The following is a 20,304-nucleotide window of genomic DNA, read 5'->3' as shown; positions in this document are numbered from 1 at the left end:
ACCATTACGCCTTGCGCCCGATCTAGTCCCGGTCCAGTATCTCCCGCATCTTCTGCGTCAGGGCTGCGATGTCGAACGGCTTGTGCAGGAGGTCCACCGTGGATGATTCCACACCCTGCTGAATCACCACGTCCTCGGTGTATCCCGACATAAACAGCACCCGTAGCCCAGGCTTGAGCGCCGTCAGCCGATCGGCCATCTCCCGCCCGGCCAACTTCGGCATCACCAAGTCTGTGATCACCAGATGGATCGGTCCCCGGTGGTTCTCGGCCACCGCCAGCCCTTCCGATCCGTTCGACGCCTCCAGCACGGTATAGCCGTGCTGCTGGAGGAGCATGACGATCATGTTCCTGACCGTGTCATGGTCCTCGACGATCAGGATCGTTTCGTGGCCCTTTGTCGCCGGCTGGATACTCGGACTGCTCGGCTTGGTCGGTGCTTCCTTGACCACCGGCAGGTACACCCGGAACGTGGTTCCCTGTCCCACCTTGCTCGACACGGCGATGTGGCCCCTGCTCTGTTTGACGACCCCATATACCGTGGCGAGGCCGAGGCCGGTTCCTTTGCCGGCATCTTTCGTCGTGAAAAACGGCTCGAAGATGTGAGACAGCACATCTTCAGACATGCCGCTTCCGCTGTCGTGCACCGACAGCAGGACATATCGACCCGGTGTCACGTCGGGATGCTGCTGGCTCGTCAACTCGACGTTCGCTGTGGTAACGACCAGCCGCCCGCCTTTCGGCATGGCGTCATGGGCGTTCGCCGCCAAGTTCAAGACCACCTGCCCTATTTGCGACGGGTCGGCTTTGATGAGGGCGAGGTCCGGAGCCAGCTCGACCACGAGCTCGATACCGCTCCCGATGAGGCTCTTCACCATCGGCCCCATATCCCGCAGGACGGTGTTCAGGCTCAGCGCAAATGGCATGAGGAGTTGCTTACGGCTGAACGCCATGATCTGCCGGGTGAGCATAGCGCCCTGCTTCCCGACCTCGAGGATGTTCCGTGCCAGTTCTTGTCTCTGTTTGGCGCGCTGGGTGCCGGCGAGCAATAGTTCGCCGAACCACATGACAACGGCCATGATGTTGTTGAAGTCGTGAGCGATGCCGCCCGCCAGCCGCCCGATGGCCTCCATCTTCTGCGCCTGCCGCAGATGCTCTTCCAGTCGGCGGCGTTCCGTGACGTCCCGGAACACCAGCACCGCCCCCTCGACTCTGCCGTTCACGTTCCGGATGGGAGCCGCAATGTCGTCGAGGAGGAATTCCGTCCCGGCCCTGCCGATCAGAATGGTATTCTGGGAGAGATTAGCGGGAGAGCCCGTTGCCAGTGCGACCAGAACCGGGTTCGGGACGGGCTGACGGGTCTGTTCCTCAACGATCTGGAAAATCTCAAGCACCTCTCTACCCAGGGCGTCGGCCTCTGTCCACTCAGTCAGTCGCTCGGCCACTGGGTTCATGAACCGCACCCGCCCGCCCTCATCCGTCGCAATCACCCCGTCGCCGATGCTGGTGAGTATGCCCTCAAGCCATTGCTCGTTTTCCCGCAGCCGACGGTCCATCATGGACTTGTACAGCCCGATCTCGACGGCTGTTTGGATGTCCCTATCCTCGTAGGGCTTAAGGATGAAGCCGGAGGGCTCCGTGACCTTGGCCCGCTGGAGGGTGGCTTCGTCGGAGTGGGCCGTCAGGAACACAATCGGAGTGCCCAACCTGGTACGGATCAGGTTCGCCGCCTCTACGCCGTCCATGCCGGAGCCGAGTTGGATGTCCATGAGGATCAGGTCGGGCCGCCCCTGCGTCGCCTGTCGGATGGCTTCTTCCCCGGTCGAAGCCAGACCAGTTACCTCATAGCCCAACCCCTTGAGGCGCTTTTCGATGCTCTTCGCGATAATCCGCTCGTCCTCGACGACGAGAATGCTGGTCGTGGTCATGTGGGCTCCTCCTGCGATCTATCGGAACCGGGGAAGGTGATGGTAACCACCGTTCCCCTATTATGTACCAGTTCGATCTTGCCCTCCAGTTGCTCAACGAGGGTATTCACCAACTGCAACCCAAAGGACGTGGCGTTGCCGAAAGTGAGGCCTGTTGGAAACCCCGCCCCGTTGTCGGCCACGGTCAAGACGTTGCTCGGACCGTCGCCGCGCCACGTCACCCTGATCCAGCCCTGCTCGGCATCCTTGAAACCGTGCTTGAGGCAGTTCGAGAGAAGTTCGTTCAGGAGCAACCCGCAGGGGATGGCCATGTCAAGAGGCAGCGGCGGCATGACAGCCTCGACATGCAGCACGATGTCGTTATCCGACACCTTGTAGGCGCGGTAGAGGTCGTGGGCGAGTTGCTCGACGTACTCGGTGACGGGCACGCGGGCCAAGTCCCGTGAGCGGTAAAGCCGTTCGTGGATCAGCGCCATCGACCGCACGCGCCCTTGGCTCTCCTTGAACATTTCCTGTGCCTGCCGGTCCTGCGTGTGGTCGGATTGGAGGTCGAGCAGGCTAGAGATAATCTGTAAGTTGTTCTTGACGCGGTGATGGATTTCCTTGAGGAGGATCTCCTTCTCTTTCAGCGAAGCCCTCAACCGCGACTCGTTCTGCTTGCGCTCGGTGATGTCCTCGAAGGTGGCGGCATAAAGCTGAGTCTTCCCATGGGCGTCTTTCAAGGCTGTCATATGAGTCACGCAGGGAAAGCGGGTGCCGTCCCTTCGGACGTGAAGCGACTCGTACACATAGTCGGTCCTCTGGTGAGCGGTCTGGAGGTGCGTCAGCAACTCCGCGCGGCCCTGCGGGGCGCACACATCGGCCAGCGACCTGCCCAGCAAATCCTCGATGGTGAAGCAGTGCATGGCGGCAAAGGCGGGGTTCACGGCCTTGAATCTGTCGTCAACGGGGTCGGTCACGGCCACCGCCCAACTCGCCTTGTTGAATACAGACTCCCACTGACGGGCCTTGCTTTCTGCCTCCTGGCGCTCGACGACCTCCACTTTGAGCTCCGTCCATCGCCGGGCGGCCTCCGCTGCCGCGACTTCGGCCATATGCCGTTGCTGATGCAGCGACTCGCTGAGCGAGCTGATGATGATGCCGACCCCGGCAAACAGACTGATTCGCTCCCATTCGCTTGGCATGATGAGTAGGCCGTCGTCCGTATTCACAGCGAAGGCGACGCTGACGACCATGTTGAGGAGCGTCGCGAAGAGGCCGCACCAAAGGCCGCCGTGCCACGCCGCCACCATGACCGCGACGATCAACGGCAGCAAGAAGTTGAACTGTGTGCCGAGGAAGTAGTCGAGCAGGTGTCGGACGGCGACGGCCACGACTGTCGCGAGGAGCGCAATCAGGTAACTTACCCGGGGCCTTGCTGACATCCTCCACCCACGACTAAAGGTGACACCCTCGGTTGATCAGTAATCGGGACGTCCGACAAGATCGAGGGAAGCGATTTGTTAGTACTCCTATTGTGCTGCCGTAGTCAAGAATGATGGTGAAGCGGAAGAGTTAAAGCAAACTGGCCGAGTTGCGTCACTTATCTGGGGGTGAAAGAAGACGTAGGTAACGCTACGGTCCAGGAGTCTTGGGTGTGTTTGGTGAAACAACGTCTGGACCCTGAGGTACGGTGACCATCTGTTGATTGCCCAACAAGACGTAGCCGTATCGCTTGAGAATCGGCTGAAAGTCAGCGGCTTCCTTCGGCAGGGCATCTTGAGAGTATTCCGGTAGGAGGATCATCGTCCGGCCTGGTTTGCCCAGAGCCGTACGCAACCGGTCGATTTCTCCGGCTGGGATAAAGTTCACCGTTCGCCTCGCGTAGAAGGCGATGGACGGTCTGGTCGAACTGAACGCGATCAGTTGATCGGTCGGATTCAGGTTCAACCCCGCTGCGTAGGCCAACTCTTGCGGTGGCGCGATCGCGTATCGGTTGAATCCTGGAATGACCGTCAGAATAGCGACAAGAAACACACTCGCCAGCGCACCGCCGGCCACCCCGAAGGCGATGCCGCGTCTGTTGTCGTTCAACCCGAAATACCCGATCAGCCCCATCGAGACTACGACGATCGCTGCGCCGACGTAAGGACCGATGCCCAGATCGAATTGAGGGGCAAGCGGAAATTCTTTGACCATCTTCCCGGAGAATTTGCTGAACAGAGAAGAGGCGCTTGCGAGCCCGATCGCTACGAGATAGCCGATCCCCATCATGAAGTGGATCGACCCGCGTAGGCCCCGTGTCGAAGAATCTGTTAACCCCCGAGCCCAATACGAAGCAGCCAAGAGCGCACAGGCCGGAAACAAGGGACCGATATAGTGGGGGAGGCGAGTGGATGAAAGACTAAAAAAGATGAACACCCCGATGATCCACAATCCCGCGAACCATTCCAACTCATCGCCGGAACCTGATGGCTGCCACGATTCATGTGATTCGCCTTGATGGCTCACCATCGCGCGAGATGCCCGCCAGCTCCGATAGGCTTGAAACAACCCTACCGGTAGGAAGGCGCTCCAAGGGTAAAAACCAAGCAGCAGGACCGGGAAATAGAACCACCATCCGCCTCCATGTCCCTCCATTGGAGCGAGGAATCGCCCCACCGTATGGACCTTCGCTTGAGAGGAGTAGGCATCCCCATGGATCAGGAACATGGTTGCATACCAGGGACCTGCGAGGATCAGGAAGAGCAACGTGCCGGCGATGGGTGCGCCTCTCTCCCAAAACACCAACCACTGTCGGCCAGCAGCGAGGTACAAGAGAGCCGTGACCAGGGGAACGGCGAATCCTACCGGCCCTTTCGTTAAGGTCGCCAAGGCCATGCCGGCATAAAATGCCCAGATCCAATGTCGCCCTCGGCCTTGTTCGTGGATCCCGAGCCAAAATCCGTAGAGCGACAGGGTGGTAAAAAAGATCAAGACGCTATCGGTGATCGCCATGCGTCCCAGCGCTAGGATCTCGATGTTCAGCAACAACATCAAAGCGCCGAACAGCCCAGCAGTCGAGCCGCGCAGCCGGGAAAGAAACAGGTAGTGCATCAGGATCAATGCCACCCCGAACAGGGCGGAGGGTGCACGTGCCGCAAACTCGTTCACGCCGAACAGATGGTACGACAGCGTCATCAGCCAATACACGAAAACCGGTTTGGCGACGCGCAGCTCACCATTAAAGGTCGGGGTAACCAGATCGCCGGAGGCGAACATTTCTCGCCCAGCTTCAGCATTGCGGCCCTCGTCGCGATCTGTCAGGCCCATGCTGCCGAGATTCAGGAAGAAAAGCAGGCAGGACAGAAGCAGAAGGAGCAGCAGTTGTATTGATTGAGGGGAAGTGCGTTCCATGCCCGGATCTGGCCGTTGCTCGCGCGTGGTGGAAAGCTTGGTATGGCCGTTGGTTTCCCAGGCGCTCATGCTGCCGGCCGAGCTTGGTTTTTGGTTTGATCCGAGCGGTGAATGAGGATCAGATTGCGCAGATACACGACCGTTCCGAGGCCTTGTCCTGAAATAAACACAGGGTCCATTCGATAGATCGCGTAGCTGAGCGTGATCAGCCCTCCGATGAGACTCATGTACCAAAAGGCAATGGGCACACGGCTTTCGGCGCTCCGCTCGGATGCGATCCACTGAATCAACCAACGACCGAAAAAAAGTCCTTGGCCGAAGAAACCGATACCAATCCAGATTGTCTCAGTACTCATGAGGTGGTCGGGAGGAAGGTGTCATCACGTCTGGTATTGTGCAGGGGACCATCTGAAACGAATCAACTCATGTCACTCGTCACGGAATTTGTAGAGCAACACGCGATCCTGCATCCATCGAACCGCGATCAGATCATAGAGTGATTTGAACAGGCGGTTGCCCATCCCGTACTTGGACAGTCCATGGATGCGTGGATAATGCCTGACCGGCACCTCCGTCACGGTAAATCCATGCATCAAAGCCAGAGCGGGAAAGAAGCGATGCATCCCCTCAAAGAGTCGGATACGCTCCAGTACAGGCCGTCGGAAAATCTTGAGCGGGCATGCTGTGTCGTGTATGCCGTCATGCGTAAAGATGTTCCGTATGCGGTTGGCGATTAATGAGGAGAATTTCCTCACGAGGCCGTCTTGCCGCTGCTGCCTCCACCCACAAACCACGTCGTGCGACGCTGTATAGGGGAGCAGCTTCAAAATATCTTCGGTGTCTTGCTGGAGATCGCCGTCGATCTGGATGATGATCTCGCCCGAAGATTGATGAAAGCCGGCTTCAAGCGCGCAGGTCTTGCCGTAATTTCGGTCGAAGTGGAAGACCCGCACGTTGGAATGCTCGCGTGCCAATCGGTCCAGCTCGTCGCTGCTGCCGTCGCTGCTGCCATCGTCTACAAAGAGGATTTCGTAAGGGTGGGAGCGTGACCGTTCGTGCGAATCCATAACTTTCAGCAGGCTTGCCATGAGAGGAGACAGGTTCTCTCGTTCATCCTTGATGGGGATGATGACAGAAGCCCACAAACTAGATGACGGCGTCATGGTACGCAAAAACTCCAAGGACAGCCAAAGGTTACAATATGAAACGGCGCATTCTAACGGAAGGTGAAGAGAGGGTCAAACAACAAGAAGAATTGTGAATTCGGTGAAAGGCCGTGGGGACAATGCCACCAACCAAACCAGCCGAATGGCGGACAATCGTCACCCTTTGACGCTGGCGCTGCTGAACCTTTCATCCATGAGAGGGATCACAGGGTTTCGTTTAGGCCACGGCCGCAATCGTCTCATGCTTTGCAGGCAGGAAGGCCTCAACCGGCAGGATGTTGTACCGATGCCGGAGCTCCTCGACCTGCTCACCCATGACCGGCCAATAATCCCAGCCGTCGTTTAGGTCCACGTTCATTGCAGCCCCTCGGCGAATAGCGATCATGGCCTTCAACGGATCGAACATTCCCGTCCGTGCCTGGGTGATGGGTGTCATGCGGATGCCTACGTGAAATTGCAGCAGGACGAAGAAGACAAACATCCACGGCTCGCGACGCTGGAAGCCGGCGCTGAAGCACGCGACCTGGACTTCACCCTCCGGAGCCGTTCCATAGCCGGACAAAACATGGGCACAATCATGGAAACCATGGGGAGGCTCTCTCACTCGCGAAAGAGAAGCCATTATATCGTTCGTTCGAATAACTCTGCCAGGTGAGGGTTTCTCCGCTGCCATTCTACAGGGACCGGCCGGCATGATTGCTCTAGCCATGGAGCCTCGATCAGGAGATCGATCGCTCGCCCCAGGTTCTTGACGAGCAGGCAGAACTACTTGCCGGATGCCACGATGGTGAAACGCATCGTGCCCATCAAACTCGTCTCGTTGACTTGCTCGCCCACGTGAATCTCGATTTTATATTGACCAGGCTTCCAACCACCCTTTGGAGGAGACAGTTTGAGGTAGCCGCTGTCATCTTCCAAGGCGATGTGCATGGCGTCTTCGCTGACGATGGTCTCGGGTACGACGTCTGCTACTTTCTCGGGCCTGCAACGGGCGAAGACCTTGAAGCCTTGATAGTGTTGATGGAGCGAGAACACGATAAAAATAGCCGGAGTGTCCGGAGCGAACCGTTCGGTGGGTTTGACCGGCACGATTTCGTGCGTGCGCTGAAATCCAAGCCGCTCCTCAAAATCTTCCGCCAAAGCGATGGAACGAAACATGCCCTGCGGGGGCGCATCGAAATCGTAAGCCCTCGTGTCCTCTGTCCGGTTTTGGAACTCGGAGATCGGTACGTCTTCGGTGAGGGGCAGATCTTCAGCTACAGCAGTGTGATACCACAGGAAAGCCCCAGTTATCACAGTTGCCAGACGGAGAACCTTGTTCATCATGACTGTCTGCTACACCTCTTGAGGCGACCCTGTCAATAAACCATCAAACCATGGCAAACGATCGGGCAAGTTGCCCATTGCGGCGTTTTCCGGGCTTCTGCTAGGATTTCGCCCACCATGGTCTATTCGCCAATCCATTACCAGTGATTGTGAGAGTATGCTGCAAGATGCGGACGCCCTTCCACAGCTGATCGGTGAATACAAGCCGCTTGATCAGTGGCAGGCTCATCTCAACCAGCTCTTCTATGGGCTGCGGGGAGACAACCTTCGATCCTATTACCAGACCTTTGCGTCCGCGGACTTCCGTCTCGCCCATGCGCTGGCGGCCGATTATTTCGAGCGTGTCACGAAGCGCGAGACGGGCGTGAAACGCGGGAAAGGCGAGACGGCTTCGACGGGCTCCTCGGAATTGTCCCGCCAGTCACGCTTGTCCAGCGAGTCTCGCCTCACGATTCTGGAGCTTGGGCCCGGGAACGGGAATCTCGCCGTCTGTTTCCTCAGCCATCTCAAGACCCTCGATAGGCAGAACACGATTTATCGACGGGTTCGGTACGTTATGGTCGACTGGGAACAGCTGGTGTTGGACAGGGCTTTGGCACATCCGGATCTGGCGGTTCATCGGGATCGTGTGGACAGCCATTGCGGTTCGATCGAACATGTGGCCGGCGTGGCCGAGGCGACCATCGATCGAATCTTCTGTAATGAGCTGTGGAACGATCTTCCGACGAAATTGTTGGTGAAACATGGGGGCGAAGTCGAAGAAGAATATCTCCGTCCCAACCTCAGCGAATCGCTCCATGCCACGATTCAGGATTGGTCGGCGTTCGTCCGGGCGTTTCAGGAGAAGAATCTTGCCACGCTCAAGACTTTCCCTCCCTTTCTCGATGGATTGGTCTGGGAAAGAGAATACCGCACAATTGAATGGAAAGACGTGTCCTATCGGAAAACGATTGCGGAATTTCTGCAGTCCATCGACCAAGATGTCTTAGTGCCGGTGAACGTCGGTGCCTTCGCAACGTTGAAAGAAGCGAAGCGTCTCCTGGCTCCCGACGCAATCGGGTTCAGTGCCTTCGATGCCGGGACGGCCGACATGAAGGTTTTGAACGATCCCGAGAAACCCTGTTACGGCCAGTTTGGAGGCCAATACAGCTTCATGGTCAACTTTGCATTGATTCAGGCCGTGGCCAAGCAGCTGGGGCTGAAGCAGACGACGGTCGAGTCGCAGCGGGAATTCGTCGGGCGGTCGTTGAATACGAACGTGATCACGCTCATGGACCTGTTGGCGACCCACTCGACCGCAGGGCCAAAGCTCCAGCCCTGGGAACAGGACAGACTCGTCCTGAAGACCATCAAAGCGTTGAACGAGACGTTCGAAAGTTCCTATCGTCGCCGGATAGATTTCCCCCTCAACGCCAACACGCCGCCTGAAGAAAGAGAGACGTCGAATACCATTCTGCGCTCCCTGAAAGACAATGGCGTTCCTGACACTGTGGCCTACCTGACCGAAGAAGAACTTGCCCGGGCGCAAAAAGACTTAGAAACGATCGGCTACGAGAGCGATGCCATTAGTATGGCACTCAGTGCCCCGCCCAGCCCCGTCGAATACTGTCACTTCTTTTGCCGGTGACCTCGCGGTTTGAAAGGGCGCAGGCCGAGCCCCGCATCATTCCTGTTCCGCCCTCTGTAGAGTGGTGATGTCCCTAAACTGATAGACCGTTTCCGAGCGGCGTATCCATTTCGATTCTTTCCCTGTATCCTTTTCGATCCATTACCTTCCCGACTTTCTGAGATCGGTCATCGAAACCCCTTTTCGATCGGTTCATTCAGGTGACGGGGTCAGAGGCACGAGGTTTGCTGAAGTATTACATCTGAACGCAGCTACGATCAAGCCACAGGTATAGCTAACCAACGTTGACCGCTCATGAGGAGTACCGGACATGACAACCACACTCTCAAACGTCCACTTTGAATCACAGGCCACAGCCTACAGTCTCAACAACGCCTATTGGTTGGCAGAGGCAGCCAACATCGCCTATCAGGAAAAGCACACCATTCAACCGGCAGTTGCCGAACTCGGTTTGAAGAACTTCGAATTTCTGAGCCGCAGAGACACAGAGGGCTATGTCGCCGCGAATGACCACCTCATCATCGTGGCATTCCGAGGGACCGAACCATCGCACTTGCAAGATTTGTTGGCTGATGCGCAGTTTCATAAAGTGCGTGGCCCCTTCGGGCAGGTGCATCGAGGATTCCTGCACGCGTTTGAACTTGTGAAGGATGATCTGCTCAACACGATTAAACGATTACGGGACAGGAGCCGACCGCAGTCGCTCTGGTGCACGGGCCATAGCCTGGGTGGGGCGTTGGCCGTCGTGGCTGCCGCACACTTGCTGGTAGAAGGCCATACGGTGAACGGTCTGTATACCTTTGGTCAGCCTCGCGTGGGCGATGAGACCTTCGCGACCGAATGTGCGCGCCGCCTGGCTGGACAGTACTTCCGGTTCGTCAACAACAATGACACCGTCACCCGTGTGGCGCCGCGTGCCTTCGGCTATGCCCACAGTGGAGAAGTTCGGTATATCGATACAGCTGGGAAGATTCAGACGGACATCAGCTTCTGGGATCGATTTCTTGAGCGGGTCAACGGACGGATGGAGGATTTTCTCCGATCGGGAAGCGATGGGTTGAAGGATCATTCGATGCGGCACTATGTGCAGTACATCGGAAATGCGCTCAAACCCAACATATGAATAACGTGCGGTGCAAGGGGCGGTACGATCCGCAACGGACGTACAGTCGAGGATACCCTGTGCTTTTACAAGCTTGACTTTGGCATGGCAAGACAATAGGATCCTGACAAGATCGTTCCAAAAGGGAAACTAGGGTTCCGGCTGCCTTTAGTGGGAGTGTCTGGTCCAAGAGTTTCCGGCCTCGCATAATGAGGCTCCACGGAGGGATAAAAGCCCGGGAGATCATGTACTGAGGTACATGGCCTTTTGGGAATTTAACCTTTCCCACAGGAGGCTTCGTTATGCATCTTCACCCTATAGTTCTCTCCGTACCGGATCAGTCAGACCTGCTGCCACGTCAGAGGGGTCTGTCATGTTAATGAAAGAAGCTCCGGATACGGTTGTTCCTGCTTCCGCTACAAGTCCTCCCGAGACCCTCAATCGCAGCCTCAGTCTCTGGAACAGCCTCACCATCGGGTTCGCAACTGTCTCACCGGTTGCCGGACTGTACGCCATTATCGGCGTCCAGGCGGTGGTCGCAGGCGGTGGTTGGTTCCCAGCGTTGGCCCTCTGTCTGGTGATGCAGCTGTTGGTGGCGACCGTGTACGCGGAACTGTCTTCCCAGATTCCGATCGCGGGTGGGGCTTATAAATGGGCGAGACAGCTTGGAGGCAATGTGACCGGCACGTACGCCGGGGCCATCTACGTCAGCTCCACGATCGCGATGCTCACCACAACCGCTTACACCGGCGGTATCTGGTTGGCGATTTTTTTCGGGTCAGGTGGTGGGACAGGAGTCACACTCGTGATCTGGGGCGCGGTGTTCATGCTGATCTGCACCGTCCTCAATCTGGTTCACGTTACGGTATTTAAGGTCCTAATTTCCCTGGGGGTCTATGCGGAAATCGTCGGTTCGTTCGGGGTCGCGCTATTGCTGTTCTTTTTCTTTCGACAGCATGAATTCTCCGAACTGTTCGCACGTCTAGGGACAGGAACCGCTCCCAGCCAGGCCGCTGCATTTCTGGCGGCGCTCGCCATTTCCGGGTGGGCCTTCATCGGCTTCGATGCTTGCTCGACCATCGCCGAAGAAACTCACGAGCCCAAACGGATGGTTCCTCGCGCGATCTTCCTCTCTCTCTGCATGGTCGGAAGCGTGGTGCTCTTCAACTCCGCCGCCCTCACCCTCAGCTTCAATCGCGACACCCTGGTCCATACGAGCGCCGCCTCCGATCCTGTCACGCCTGTAATCGTCGCCAACTTTGGAGTTTGGGCGGAAACCCCTTTCCTGACGATTGTCATGATCGCGTTTCTGGCCTGTGGGTCGTCCATGGTGCAATACACATCCCGTATTGTGTTCTCCATGGCGCGCGAGGGAAGTATGCCGGCCGTCCTGAGTCGGGTCACCGCTGCCGGTGCTCCTCATAATGCCGTGCTGTTCACTGTGCTGCTGGCCACCCTCGGATTGCTCTTCGGACTCAACGATGAGGCGGTCGCCACGGTGCTCGCATTCGGCACGGGCGGGTTGTACGCCATGTTTGCAATGACGACGGGGGTTGGACTCTTCACCCGTCTCACTGGCCGATGGGATCCTTCATTAGGTCAGCTGAAGCTGGGGGCTTGGGGGTTGCTGATCAATACGGCGGCGTTTCTCTGGTCGGTGTTTGAATTCGTCAATATCGCCTGGCCACGCCCCTACGCTACCTCGCCTGATGCTCCCTGGTGGCAACTCTGGGCCGTTCCGCTGGTCCTGGGAAGCATCTTAGGGGTGACCACGCTCTACCTTCTCATCGTTAAACCTATCAGGAGCGCCTTATTGATGCGTCCTGAGGAATCGGCGCCCACTCAAGAATGAAAAGCCGGCAAGCTCGTCAAGTTTTGCGTTGCAACAAAGGGGTTCAAACAGAGCCATACATTCATCCATCTCTCAGAAAGGAGCAATCGTGGCAAAAAAGAGAACATACCAAGGCAAGGTTCCACTGCATGATAAATACGGGCCGGAGGCGAAGTACGCGGTCGAAGCGGAGGCGCTGCTGCCGACCACGAAATATGAAGAAGAAGTTGCCCGAGGCCTTGAATTGGGCCTGCCTGGCGCCGATTCGATCAAGGATCGACGAATTCCAACCTTTAGCCGGGGAGAGCTGCCGCATTTCGCCGGCATCAACACCTTCATCAAGGCTCCGTATGTCGAAGATGTCCGCAAATGCGGCCAATACGATGTGGCCATTCTCGGCGCGCCGTTCGACGGCGGGACGACGTATCGCTCCGGTACCAGGTTCGGACCCCAAGGGATTCGCAAAATCTCCGCGCTGTACGGTACCTACAGCTTCGAGCTTGGCGTGGATCTACGGGAGTCCATTTCGATCTGCGATGTCGGCGACGTGTTTACGATTCCCGGTAACATTGAGAAGACCTTCGATCAAGTCAGCAAGGGCGTGGGGCATGTCTATGCCAGCGGCGCCTTTCCCGTGGTCCTCGGCGGCGACCATTCACTAGGTTTTGCGACGGTCCGAGGCGTGGCCCAGAATATGAACGGCAAGAAGCTCGGCATCCTCCACTTCGACCGACATGTGGACACGCAGGAGACCGACCTTGATGAACGCATGCATACCACGCCTTGGTTTCACGCGACGAATATCCCCAACGTGCCGGCCAAGAATCTCGTGCAGATCGGTATCGGCGGCTGGCAAGCCCCCAGACCAGGCGTGAAGTCCGGCCGTGAACGCCAAACCACGATCATGACCGTGACCGACTGCGTGGAAATGGGCATCGAGAATGCCGCGAAGCAAGCGCTGGAAGTGGCGTTTGATGGTGTGGATGCTGTGTGGTTGAGCTTCGACGTGGATTGCTTGGATGCCGCCTTCGTGCCGGGCACCGGCTGGCCTGAGCCCGGCGGGTTCCTGCCGCGTGAAGTCTTGAAGTTTCTCCAGATCATCGCCGACACGAAGCCGCTGGCCGGAATGGAAATCGTCGAGTGTTCACCTCCCTACGACGCAGCGGAGATTACAAGCCTCATGGCCACACGTGTCATCTGCGATGTTCTGGCCTGCCAGGTTCGGTCCGGCAACCTACTCAATCGAAAGAAACGCTAAGCTGCTCTGATCAAGAGGTGACCAAACCGCTATCGAAGGGCTTGCATTCGTGCAAGCCCTTCAGTCACTTGTCGCCGATCAGGTTGGTCTGCATGTTTCTGGACAAACGGAGCGAATCATCGCCGTAGGCATTCACGCCTTTACCCCGCTCGAACATGGTGATACGATGTAACATCATTGTATTAACCGATTGGAGGCGGAAGATGATCAAAAAATTGACCAAGCACGGTAACAGTCTGGCTCTTGTGATTGATCGAGGGGTGCTTGATCTGTTGGACATTGACGCGGAGACGCCGCTCAGCATCAAAACAGATGGAAAGTGTCTCATCGTAGCGCCTGTTCAGGACACCACCCGCCAAAAAAAGTTCCGTGCGGCGCTGGACGAAGGCAATCGACGGTATGGGAAGATGCTGAAAAGACTGGCTTAGCTCATGGCTGAGCCACGATTTCTCTCAATGGAGGATGTCATCGATATCCATGCCGACCAGATTGAACGGTATGGAGGGGGTCTAGGCGTTCGTGATGTTGAGCTGCTGCGGTTTGCAATCGGAATGGCTGAAGCGGGTTTCGGGGATCAATATCTCCATGCCGACCTCATTGAGATGGCCGCAGCCTATTTGTACCACATTGTTCAGAACCATCCATTCATCGATGGTAACAAGCGAACGGGAACAATGGCCGCATTCGTGTTTTTGAAGCTCAATGGGCTCACGTTGGACGCAGATGAATCGACATTTGAATCGCTCGTCTTGAAGACGGCTCAGGGACAGATCGACAAATCAGCCATCGCGGAATTCTTTCGCAAACATTCCCATCAGTAACTTCTGGGTTCAGGGCTTTCGTAGGATAACCTTGCCACGGCCAGTCTGCGGCGCCGACTTGTTTGACTCACCAGAACCTCACTTATATACTCACTTTTTTAACTGGAGGCGATCGAGATGAAGATTCTGATAGGCTTGCTCGTTCTGGTCGTTCTCCTCGTCGGCCTTGTGCTCGCCCTTCCGTTTTTCGTCGATCTCAATAAGTATCAAGCCCAGTACAAACCACTCATCGAAGATGCCCTCAACCGCAAGGTTCAGCTACAAGATATTCGCTTGACGATCTGGCCCAGGATCGGGGCGCGCGTGGCGGGATTCGCGGTGCTGGATGATCCGTCCTTCGGCTCAGCTCCCTTTGCATCGCTCTCCTCGCTGGATGTCGGTGTGAAGCTAATGCCGCTGCTGAGCGGCAAGGTCGAGGTGGAGGAAATCACGCTTCACCAACCGGTCATCACGGTTATTAAGAACAAAAACGGAGTCCTGAACATCTCCACCATCGGTCGCAAAGGTGTGGCGGTGCCGGAGAAGCCGTCGCGCGCTCCGATTCCCTCGACGGAGGGTCCACTCAAGATTCTCGCGCTCTTGGCCGTGGATCGAGTCTCCATCGACGGAGGGAAATTGACCTATCGCGATCTGTCCGCTGTCAAGCCGACGGAGTATGTGGTGCAAGATATGGAGTTGCTCCTTCAGGACGTTCGGCTTGGCCGAACTCCACAGCTACATTTCAGTTCGTTGGTGCAGCCCTTCAATCTGCCGGTGAAACTCGACGGGGCATTCGGCCCGCTGAGAGAAGCGATGGACATCGACGCGATCACGTTCGAGCTTACTGTGGGAAAGACGGAATTTACGATTACAGGAAACGCCGCCGGGAACGACGCCAACATCTACATCACCTCACCGGTGATCAATACTGCGAACCTGCCGGTCTCGCTTCCCCTGAAACAACCGGTCGACATGAAGAATTTCCAGATCGCGGCGGAAGTGAAGGGACAAGGGATCAAGCTGAATACCTTGTCGTTCCGACTGTTCGACGGCCAAGTGAAGGGGCAGGGCAAACTGATCGCTGGGTCCGATGCGCCGCCTTTCAAGGGCGCCGTCACGGTTCAAGGAGTGCAACTCGGTCCGGCGCTCAATGCCGTCGCCGAGACACCGATTTCCGTGAGCGGCACGGCAGGCGCCGATCTTTCACTGCAAGGTAAGGGATTCTCCATGCCGGACCTGACAACAACATTGGACGGAATCGGACATTTGGCGGTCAAGGACGGGAAGATCGAAGGGGTGAATCTTCTGCAGGAAGTGATCTCTGCCCTCAAGGTAGCCGGTATTTCGCTCGACAATCCCAATGCGACGGTTTTTTCGACAATCGAGACGGACCTCGCCATCAAGCAAGGGGTGATCCACGTGCAGCGGCTCTTGATGGACAGCCATGATTTTCAGGCGACCGGCGGCGGCACGATCGGATTCGATCAGCGGTTGAATCTCCTCGTCAATCTCAATCTATCACAGGATATGAGTCAGAAGCTCGCCGAGGCTTCACCTGTCGTTAAACTCGCAATGAAGGATGGCCGAGTGAGTCTCCCGCTCATGATCACCGGGACCGCTCAAGCGCCAGCATATGACGTCCATCTGAAGAGCATAGGCGGGAAGGTCCAGGAGCAGGTGAAGAAAAAAGTGGAAGAGGCAGTCGGTGGATTGTTCAAAGGCACCACGAAACCGGAAGACTTGAAAAAAGAGGGAGAAGAACTTCTCAAAGGCCTCTTCGGACGATAGCAGGCTGTTGATAAAACCCACCAGCACGCGCTCCTGTTGTTCAGGGGAATCAACGTATTAATAGCTGTGAACCACTAGAGGAGACTACCATATGACCGTCGTTGATACGCTCACTCAATATGCCGTGCAGTATGGGCTGCAGGCGGCCGTTGCCTTTGGCATTCTCATCGCCGGTATCATGGCGGCTCGTTGGGCCGGGAATTTTGCTCAGCAGGCGCTCGAACGGCAAACCCTTGAGCCGCCGGTGCGGCTGTTGTTGGCTCGCGTCGTGAAAATCGTGGTGTTGCTCTTTACCGCGATGATCGCCCTTCAGACGCTCGGCGTGCCCATCGCCCCGCTGCTCGCCGGCGTCGGTGTCGCCGGCGTGGGCATCGGGTTGGCTTTGCAGGGGGTGTTGAGCAATCTGATGGCCGGACTCTCGATTATCTTCAGCAAGCCCTACAAGGTCGGCGAACATATTTCCTTGCTCGGCGTCCACGGTGAGGTCGTGGTCATCGATATCTTCACGACGACGCTGATGCACGCAGATCGATCCCGCGTCATCATTCCCAACCGTAAAATTGTGGGAGAAATTTTGCACAACTTCGGCACGATCCGTCAGCTGCATTTGACCATTCCCGTGTCGCCACATGCGAATCTTGATGCGGCACTTGCGCAAGTTCGGGATGTCCTCAATCGGCACCCATCGGTCATGAAAGATCCGGTTCCTTCAGTGGGAGTGGCATCTCTCGGGGACTCGCCTCTGGCTGTGGCGATTGCAATAGAGCCATGGACGGCGGTGGCGGATTACAGCTCGACTCAAGGAGACTTGAACAAATTAATTCTCCAACGATTTCAAGAACAGGGGATTGCGCTACCCTCTGCAAGCCTGACCGTCCGCGTGGTGAACGATCGTTAGCTGCCGAAGTCGCTGATGTCGCTGATGTCGTAGTCTCTTGCGCGCCTTATGCATGATGAGGCCAAGAAAGCCGTTGGTGTAGCCTCGTGGGTGTGTTCGAGGCCGTGCACGGAGAGTTCACGCGCCATGACGATGGTTTCTTCACTCTGGCCAGCTATCAGGACACAACAGTGAGTCCATTCTGAGACTCTTGCAGAGACACCACGTCCGTCGTATGACCGGAGCCCTCCCATTACCTCTCTGTCGCGTCTGGCGCTAGCCAGGCCCCCACCGCGCAGGCGACCCATCGCCATGTGTCTCACCAGGGCGCGCACTGGGACAGATGCAGCACAATCCGATGGACCGAGCGTTCCACCCAGACCGCGAGTTTCAACAGCCGCTCCCGTAACGTCGAGACTTGCGCGTCCGCCGTGCGGAAATTGGCGACGACAAAGCGGGGATTACAGCGGGGCTCTCATCTCGGCAGCCGGACGACCGCTGCCTTGATGACCGTCCGCCGGCACTCAGGTGGAGGACTAAAACAATTCCCTACGACCTCGAGGCTCAATTGCGGACGCCCGAGAAAATGGCCGCATATCTGGATGCTTGGCTTGAAGAAGTTCCCGACGATGCAGCGGGGATCGCTCGGGCGAAGGGAATGGCCAACGTGGCACGACAAGCTGGGTTAAGCCGCGAAAGTCTCTACAAAGCTTTGAGCACCGATGGGAATCCCAGCTTAGTCACCATTCTGAAGGTTGCACGGGCTCGGGGTATCAAACTTCACGCCGAAGCAGCCTAAGTCTTGATAGCAAAAAGTTTCCGGTTGCCGCGCTTCTGACGCAGTGGTCTCTCTCTTCCATTTGACTCAACAATGAATCACTACGGACACGCTCAAATTGGCGCGTTCCTTTGTCTAACCGTTACGCTGTGCTAGAGTCATGCCCGCATGCAGTAGGACCGCTTTCCATGTCCTTGAGGAGGCGTTGCGATGAAGATCCATTGGGTGGCCGGTCTCTCAGTTGTCATAGCCTTCACGGCCGGAACAGCTCAGGCCGATGGTCTCTTTGATAAGATGTTTGACCGCGCGGTAGATAGCGCTGAACGCAAGGCTCAAGACCGCATGAACCAGCGCATCGACCAATCCATTGACAAGGCGATCAACAAAACGGAAGAGACTGTGCAGTGCGTCGCAACCGATCAGGCGTGCCTGAAGCGGGCCAGGGATCAAGGCAAGCAGGTGTCGATCGTCAACCAGCCCGCCCTGTCGGATACAGCCAAGTGCGTCGTCACGGATACGGCCTGTCTTAAACAGGCCAAGGCGCAAGGTAAGAAGATCGAGATCGTCGAGGAAACCGAACTCGACACGATCCGTTGTTCGGTGACCGACGCAGAATGCCTGAAGCGCGCCAAGGCCATGGGAAAGAAAGTGGAAATCATCGATTGATGGCGACCTGGCTTCGTCGTTCCTCAGACAGCTTGTGGCTCCAGTCAGCGACGATCGAATCATGCAATCTCACTCGTAGCCGGATCAAGCGCCTGTCATCCTTATTCTCTCCAGCTTGAGGCGTTCGACGTAGCCGGCCAGCTCAACATAACCTTCGTCCTCCACGGGCCGACCATAGAGGCGCGAGGTGCGCAATTCCTGATCCACAAGCCGCTGAGTGACGTGCCGCACAGGATCGACGGAGACTGTAAACATGCCGGGAGTCTTTTTGTGATATGGCTATGCATGAATGAATATATAAGGCTCGAACCCCCTTAAATATATTGCAAGTTCCACCGCAATCACGGGACTTGTAAACCGCATCATTTGTGGCGATGTAGAGGATCTTCGTGTTCGTCGGAGGGAGCGCGATCGACACGATGGACTCGCTCTCTTTTTGACAGCCGAGGGAGAAGAGCAAGAATGAGAGCAAGCTGAGTGTAAGGACAGTGCGAGGCAGCATCATTGTAGTGGCGGGACCTAACCATAGCGGCCAGACGAGAGTCAAGACGACAACCGAGCCTCTACCAAACTGTGCTGGGTAACTGACAAGGCTGGTGATGTTTCGCAGTCCTATTGCGAGGAATCCGAGGTGGACTTATACTGACTTTTGTCCCATCCGGGATCTGATGCGGAACCAAATGGCGCCTAGTTAAGAATTAGGTTGCAAGAGCATGCCATGCCGATCATCTCGATGTTTTACGGCATCATCATTCGGATGTACTTGCTCGACAGCAAGCATCACCATCTACCTCACATCCATGCCAGATATGGAGAGTTCGAGGCATCGATCGCTATTGGAGATGCCGAAATCCTTGCCGGTGAGATGCCACGCAAGCAATTGCGCCTCGTTCAAGCATAGATCGAACTGCGCCGAGATGAATTGATGGCCGATTGGGAACTCGCTGTCAGCGGAGAACATCCATACAAAATTGATCCCCTCTAAGGTGGCAGCCATGTATTGGGATGTAAAAAATGTCACGCCGCTTCCAGATTACCGTCTTTACGTGGAAATCGTCGATGGTCGGCGAGGCATCTTCGATGTCAAACCGTATCTTGACCTCGGCGTGTTCCGTGAATTGCGCAACCCGGATTATTTCAGGCAGGTGGGCATCGTTTTCGGTGCTTTGACGTGGCCTCACCAGCAGGATATTGCACCGGAAACCTTGCTTGCCGAAATCGTCCCGGTGGATGCCGCAATGAACGAAGCACTGCAGCGTGACAAGCCCCAGGCGGCACGTCCCTGAAATTCGGCGTTCGCCTGCTGGATGTAGTGCATGCTCGAATCGCTTATCGAGAAGAAGCACTGCGAAATGGGCAACAAGCTGACTGGGATGGCTCTCGCCAACTTCGAGGCCAAACGCGATGTGTGGCAAGAAGTTCTGGACGGCGTACGGGAGATCAAAGCCGGTGGGGGCAAGAGGACGAGAGTTGACGCCAAGTCGTACGTCGTTCGTGTGCGGATCAAGCGCGGCCTCTCGCAGGCAGAGTTTGCCGCAGCGCTGGACGTATCAAAGTGCACCTTGGAGCAATGGGAGCAAGGCCGCCGCAAGCCGTCCGGTGCCGCGAAGCACCTGTTGAAAATTGCCGAGCGGCATACCGAGGTCCTCGTTGAGATAGCGGCGTGAGTGGTGTCGGAAATCTTCGCATACGGACCGTTCAAACGGATGAGATGATGCACACCACAGGATCTAACCCTTAGCTTGTGACGCGAGCGGTCGCTGGTTGTTGCGCGTCAAACCTG

21 protein-coding genes and 1 riboswitch are annotated in these 20,304 nt (G+C 56.6%); of the genes, 13 read left to right on the top strand and 8 right to left on the bottom strand.

The genetic code is table 11. From position 1 onward, the window contains the following. Nucleotides 1-22: 22 nt before the first annotated feature. The 7 genes from P0119_04980 to P0119_04950 form a co-directional block, all read right to left on the bottom strand. Nucleotides 23-1,927: a response regulator gene (locus P0119_04980; GenBank protein MDF0665416.1), complete on the bottom strand. Its 1,905-nt coding sequence runs from the start codon at nucleotides 1,925-1,927 to the stop codon at nucleotides 23-25. Next, nucleotides 1,924-3,351 carry a histidine kinase dimerization/phosphoacceptor domain -containing protein gene (locus P0119_04975; protein ID MDF0665415.1) on the bottom strand — a complete coding sequence of 476 codons (1,428 nt, stop codon included), beginning with the start codon at nucleotides 3,349-3,351 and terminating at the stop codon, nucleotides 1,924-1,926. The genes P0119_04980 and P0119_04975 overlap by 4 nt, the downstream gene beginning before the upstream one ends. A 190-nt stretch (nucleotides 3,352-3,541) precedes the next feature. Then, nucleotides 3,542-5,371, bottom strand: coding sequence for a glycosyltransferase family 39 protein (locus tag P0119_04970; GenBank protein MDF0665414.1), 1,830 nt, complete (start codon nucleotides 5,369-5,371; stop codon nucleotides 3,542-3,544). Beyond that, complete coding sequence (locus tag P0119_04965; protein ID MDF0665413.1) at nucleotides 5,368-5,658, bottom strand: lipid-A-disaccharide synthase N-terminal domain-containing protein; 291 nt, start codon at nucleotides 5,656-5,658, stop codon at nucleotides 5,368-5,370. The genes P0119_04970 and P0119_04965 overlap by 4 nt, the downstream gene beginning before the upstream one ends. Before the next feature lie 72 nt (nucleotides 5,659-5,730). After that, a complete protein-coding gene (locus tag P0119_04960; GenBank protein MDF0665412.1) occupies nucleotides 5,731-6,465 on the bottom strand; it encodes a glycosyltransferase family 2 protein in 735 nt (244 codons plus the stop codon). A 220-nt stretch (nucleotides 6,466-6,685) separates the two neighbouring features. After that, nucleotides 6,686-7,177 (bottom strand): hypothetical protein, encoded by a 492-nt coding sequence (locus P0119_04955; protein MDF0665411.1) that lies wholly within the window; start codon nucleotides 7,175-7,177, stop codon nucleotides 6,686-6,688. Between the two features lie 56 nt (nucleotides 7,178-7,233). Beyond that, on the bottom strand, nucleotides 7,234-7,794 hold the full coding sequence (locus P0119_04950; protein ID MDF0665410.1) for a hypothetical protein: 561 nt from the start codon (nucleotides 7,792-7,794) through the stop codon (nucleotides 7,234-7,236). Nucleotides 7,795-7,951: 157 nt separating this feature from the next. On the opposite strand from P0119_04950, the gene P0119_04945 reads away from it, so the two are divergent. The 10 genes from P0119_04945 to P0119_04900 all read left to right on the top strand — a co-directional run bounded on the left by P0119_04945 (nucleotide 7,952) and on the right by P0119_04900 (nucleotide 18,521). Continuing rightward, the gene (locus P0119_04945; GenBank protein MDF0665409.1) at nucleotides 7,952-9,421 is read left to right on the top strand and encodes an SAM-dependent methyltransferase; all 1,470 of its coding nucleotides are present in this window, start codon (nucleotides 7,952-7,954) and stop codon (nucleotides 9,419-9,421) included. Nucleotides 9,422-9,731: 310 nt separating this feature from the next. After that, the gene (locus P0119_04940) at nucleotides 9,732-10,544 is read left to right on the top strand and encodes a lipase family protein (protein MDF0665408.1); all 813 of its coding nucleotides are present in this window, start codon (nucleotides 9,732-9,734) and stop codon (nucleotides 10,542-10,544) included. A gap of 118 nt (nucleotides 10,545-10,662) precedes the next feature. Continuing rightward, nucleotides 10,663-10,767: riboswitch (guanidine-I (ykkC/yxkD leader) on the top strand. Nucleotides 10,768-10,896: 129 nt separating this feature from the next. Then, complete coding sequence (locus P0119_04935; protein MDF0665407.1) at nucleotides 10,897-12,375, top strand: APC family permease; 1,479 nt, start codon at nucleotides 10,897-10,899, stop codon at nucleotides 12,373-12,375. Nucleotides 12,376-12,463: 88 nt separating this feature from the next. Then, nucleotides 12,464-13,612, top strand: a complete 1,149-nt coding sequence (locus P0119_04930; GenBank protein MDF0665406.1) for an agmatinase family protein — start codon at nucleotides 12,464-12,466, stop codon at nucleotides 13,610-13,612. A gap of 203 nt (nucleotides 13,613-13,815) precedes the next feature. Beyond that, complete coding sequence (locus P0119_04925; GenBank protein ID MDF0665405.1) at nucleotides 13,816-14,040, top strand: hypothetical protein; 225 nt, start codon at nucleotides 13,816-13,818, stop codon at nucleotides 14,038-14,040. 3 nt (nucleotides 14,041-14,043) lie between these two features. Continuing rightward, nucleotides 14,044-14,433, top strand: coding sequence for a type II toxin-antitoxin system death-on-curing family toxin (locus tag P0119_04920; protein ID MDF0665404.1), 390 nt, complete (start codon nucleotides 14,044-14,046; stop codon nucleotides 14,431-14,433). Nucleotides 14,434-14,550: 117 nt separating this feature from the next. Further along, entirely contained in the window at nucleotides 14,551-16,200 is a 1,650-nt protein-coding gene (locus P0119_04915; protein MDF0665403.1) for an AsmA family protein, read from the top strand. Nucleotides 16,201-16,291: 91 nt separating this feature from the next. Further along, entirely contained in the window at nucleotides 16,292-17,098 is an 807-nt protein-coding gene (locus tag P0119_04910) for a mechanosensitive ion channel family protein (protein ID MDF0665402.1), read from the top strand. Between the two features lie 397 nt (nucleotides 17,099-17,495). Continuing rightward, nucleotides 17,496-17,876, top strand: coding sequence for a putative addiction module antidote protein (locus P0119_04905; GenBank protein MDF0665401.1), 381 nt, complete (start codon nucleotides 17,496-17,498; stop codon nucleotides 17,874-17,876). Nucleotides 17,877-18,065: 189 nt separating this feature from the next. Continuing rightward, nucleotides 18,066-18,521 carry a hypothetical protein gene (locus P0119_04900; protein MDF0665400.1) on the top strand — a complete coding sequence of 152 codons (456 nt, stop codon included), beginning with the start codon at nucleotides 18,066-18,068 and terminating at the stop codon, nucleotides 18,519-18,521. A gap of 84 nt (nucleotides 18,522-18,605) precedes the next feature. Here the strand turns inward: P0119_04900 and P0119_04895 are convergent, their stop codons facing one another. Next, complete coding sequence (locus P0119_04895; protein ID MDF0665399.1) at nucleotides 18,606-18,776, bottom strand: hypothetical protein; 171 nt, start codon at nucleotides 18,774-18,776, stop codon at nucleotides 18,606-18,608. 463 nt (nucleotides 18,777-19,239) lie between these two features. On the opposite strand from P0119_04895, the gene P0119_04890 reads away from it, so the two are divergent. From P0119_04890 to P0119_04880, 3 genes are all read left to right on the top strand, one after another. Next, nucleotides 19,240-19,422, top strand: coding sequence for a DUF4160 domain-containing protein (locus P0119_04890; GenBank protein MDF0665398.1), 183 nt, complete (start codon nucleotides 19,240-19,242; stop codon nucleotides 19,420-19,422). A gap of 94 nt (nucleotides 19,423-19,516) precedes the next feature. Further along, a complete protein-coding gene (locus tag P0119_04885) occupies nucleotides 19,517-19,807 on the top strand; it encodes a DUF2442 domain-containing protein (protein MDF0665397.1) in 291 nt (96 codons plus the stop codon). 30 nt (nucleotides 19,808-19,837) lie between these two features. Beyond that, complete coding sequence (locus P0119_04880; protein MDF0665396.1) at nucleotides 19,838-20,188, top strand: type II toxin-antitoxin system MqsA family antitoxin; 351 nt, start codon at nucleotides 19,838-19,840, stop codon at nucleotides 20,186-20,188. Nucleotides 20,189-20,304: the final 116 nt, after the last annotated feature.

The sequence above is a fragment of the Nitrospira sp. genome (assembly GCA_029194665.1).
GTDB lineage: Bacteria > Nitrospirota > Nitrospiria > Nitrospirales > Nitrospiraceae > Nitrospira_D.
The sequence above is the reverse complement of the archived record's forward strand: the minus strand, read 5'-3'. Positions and strand labels throughout refer to the sequence as shown.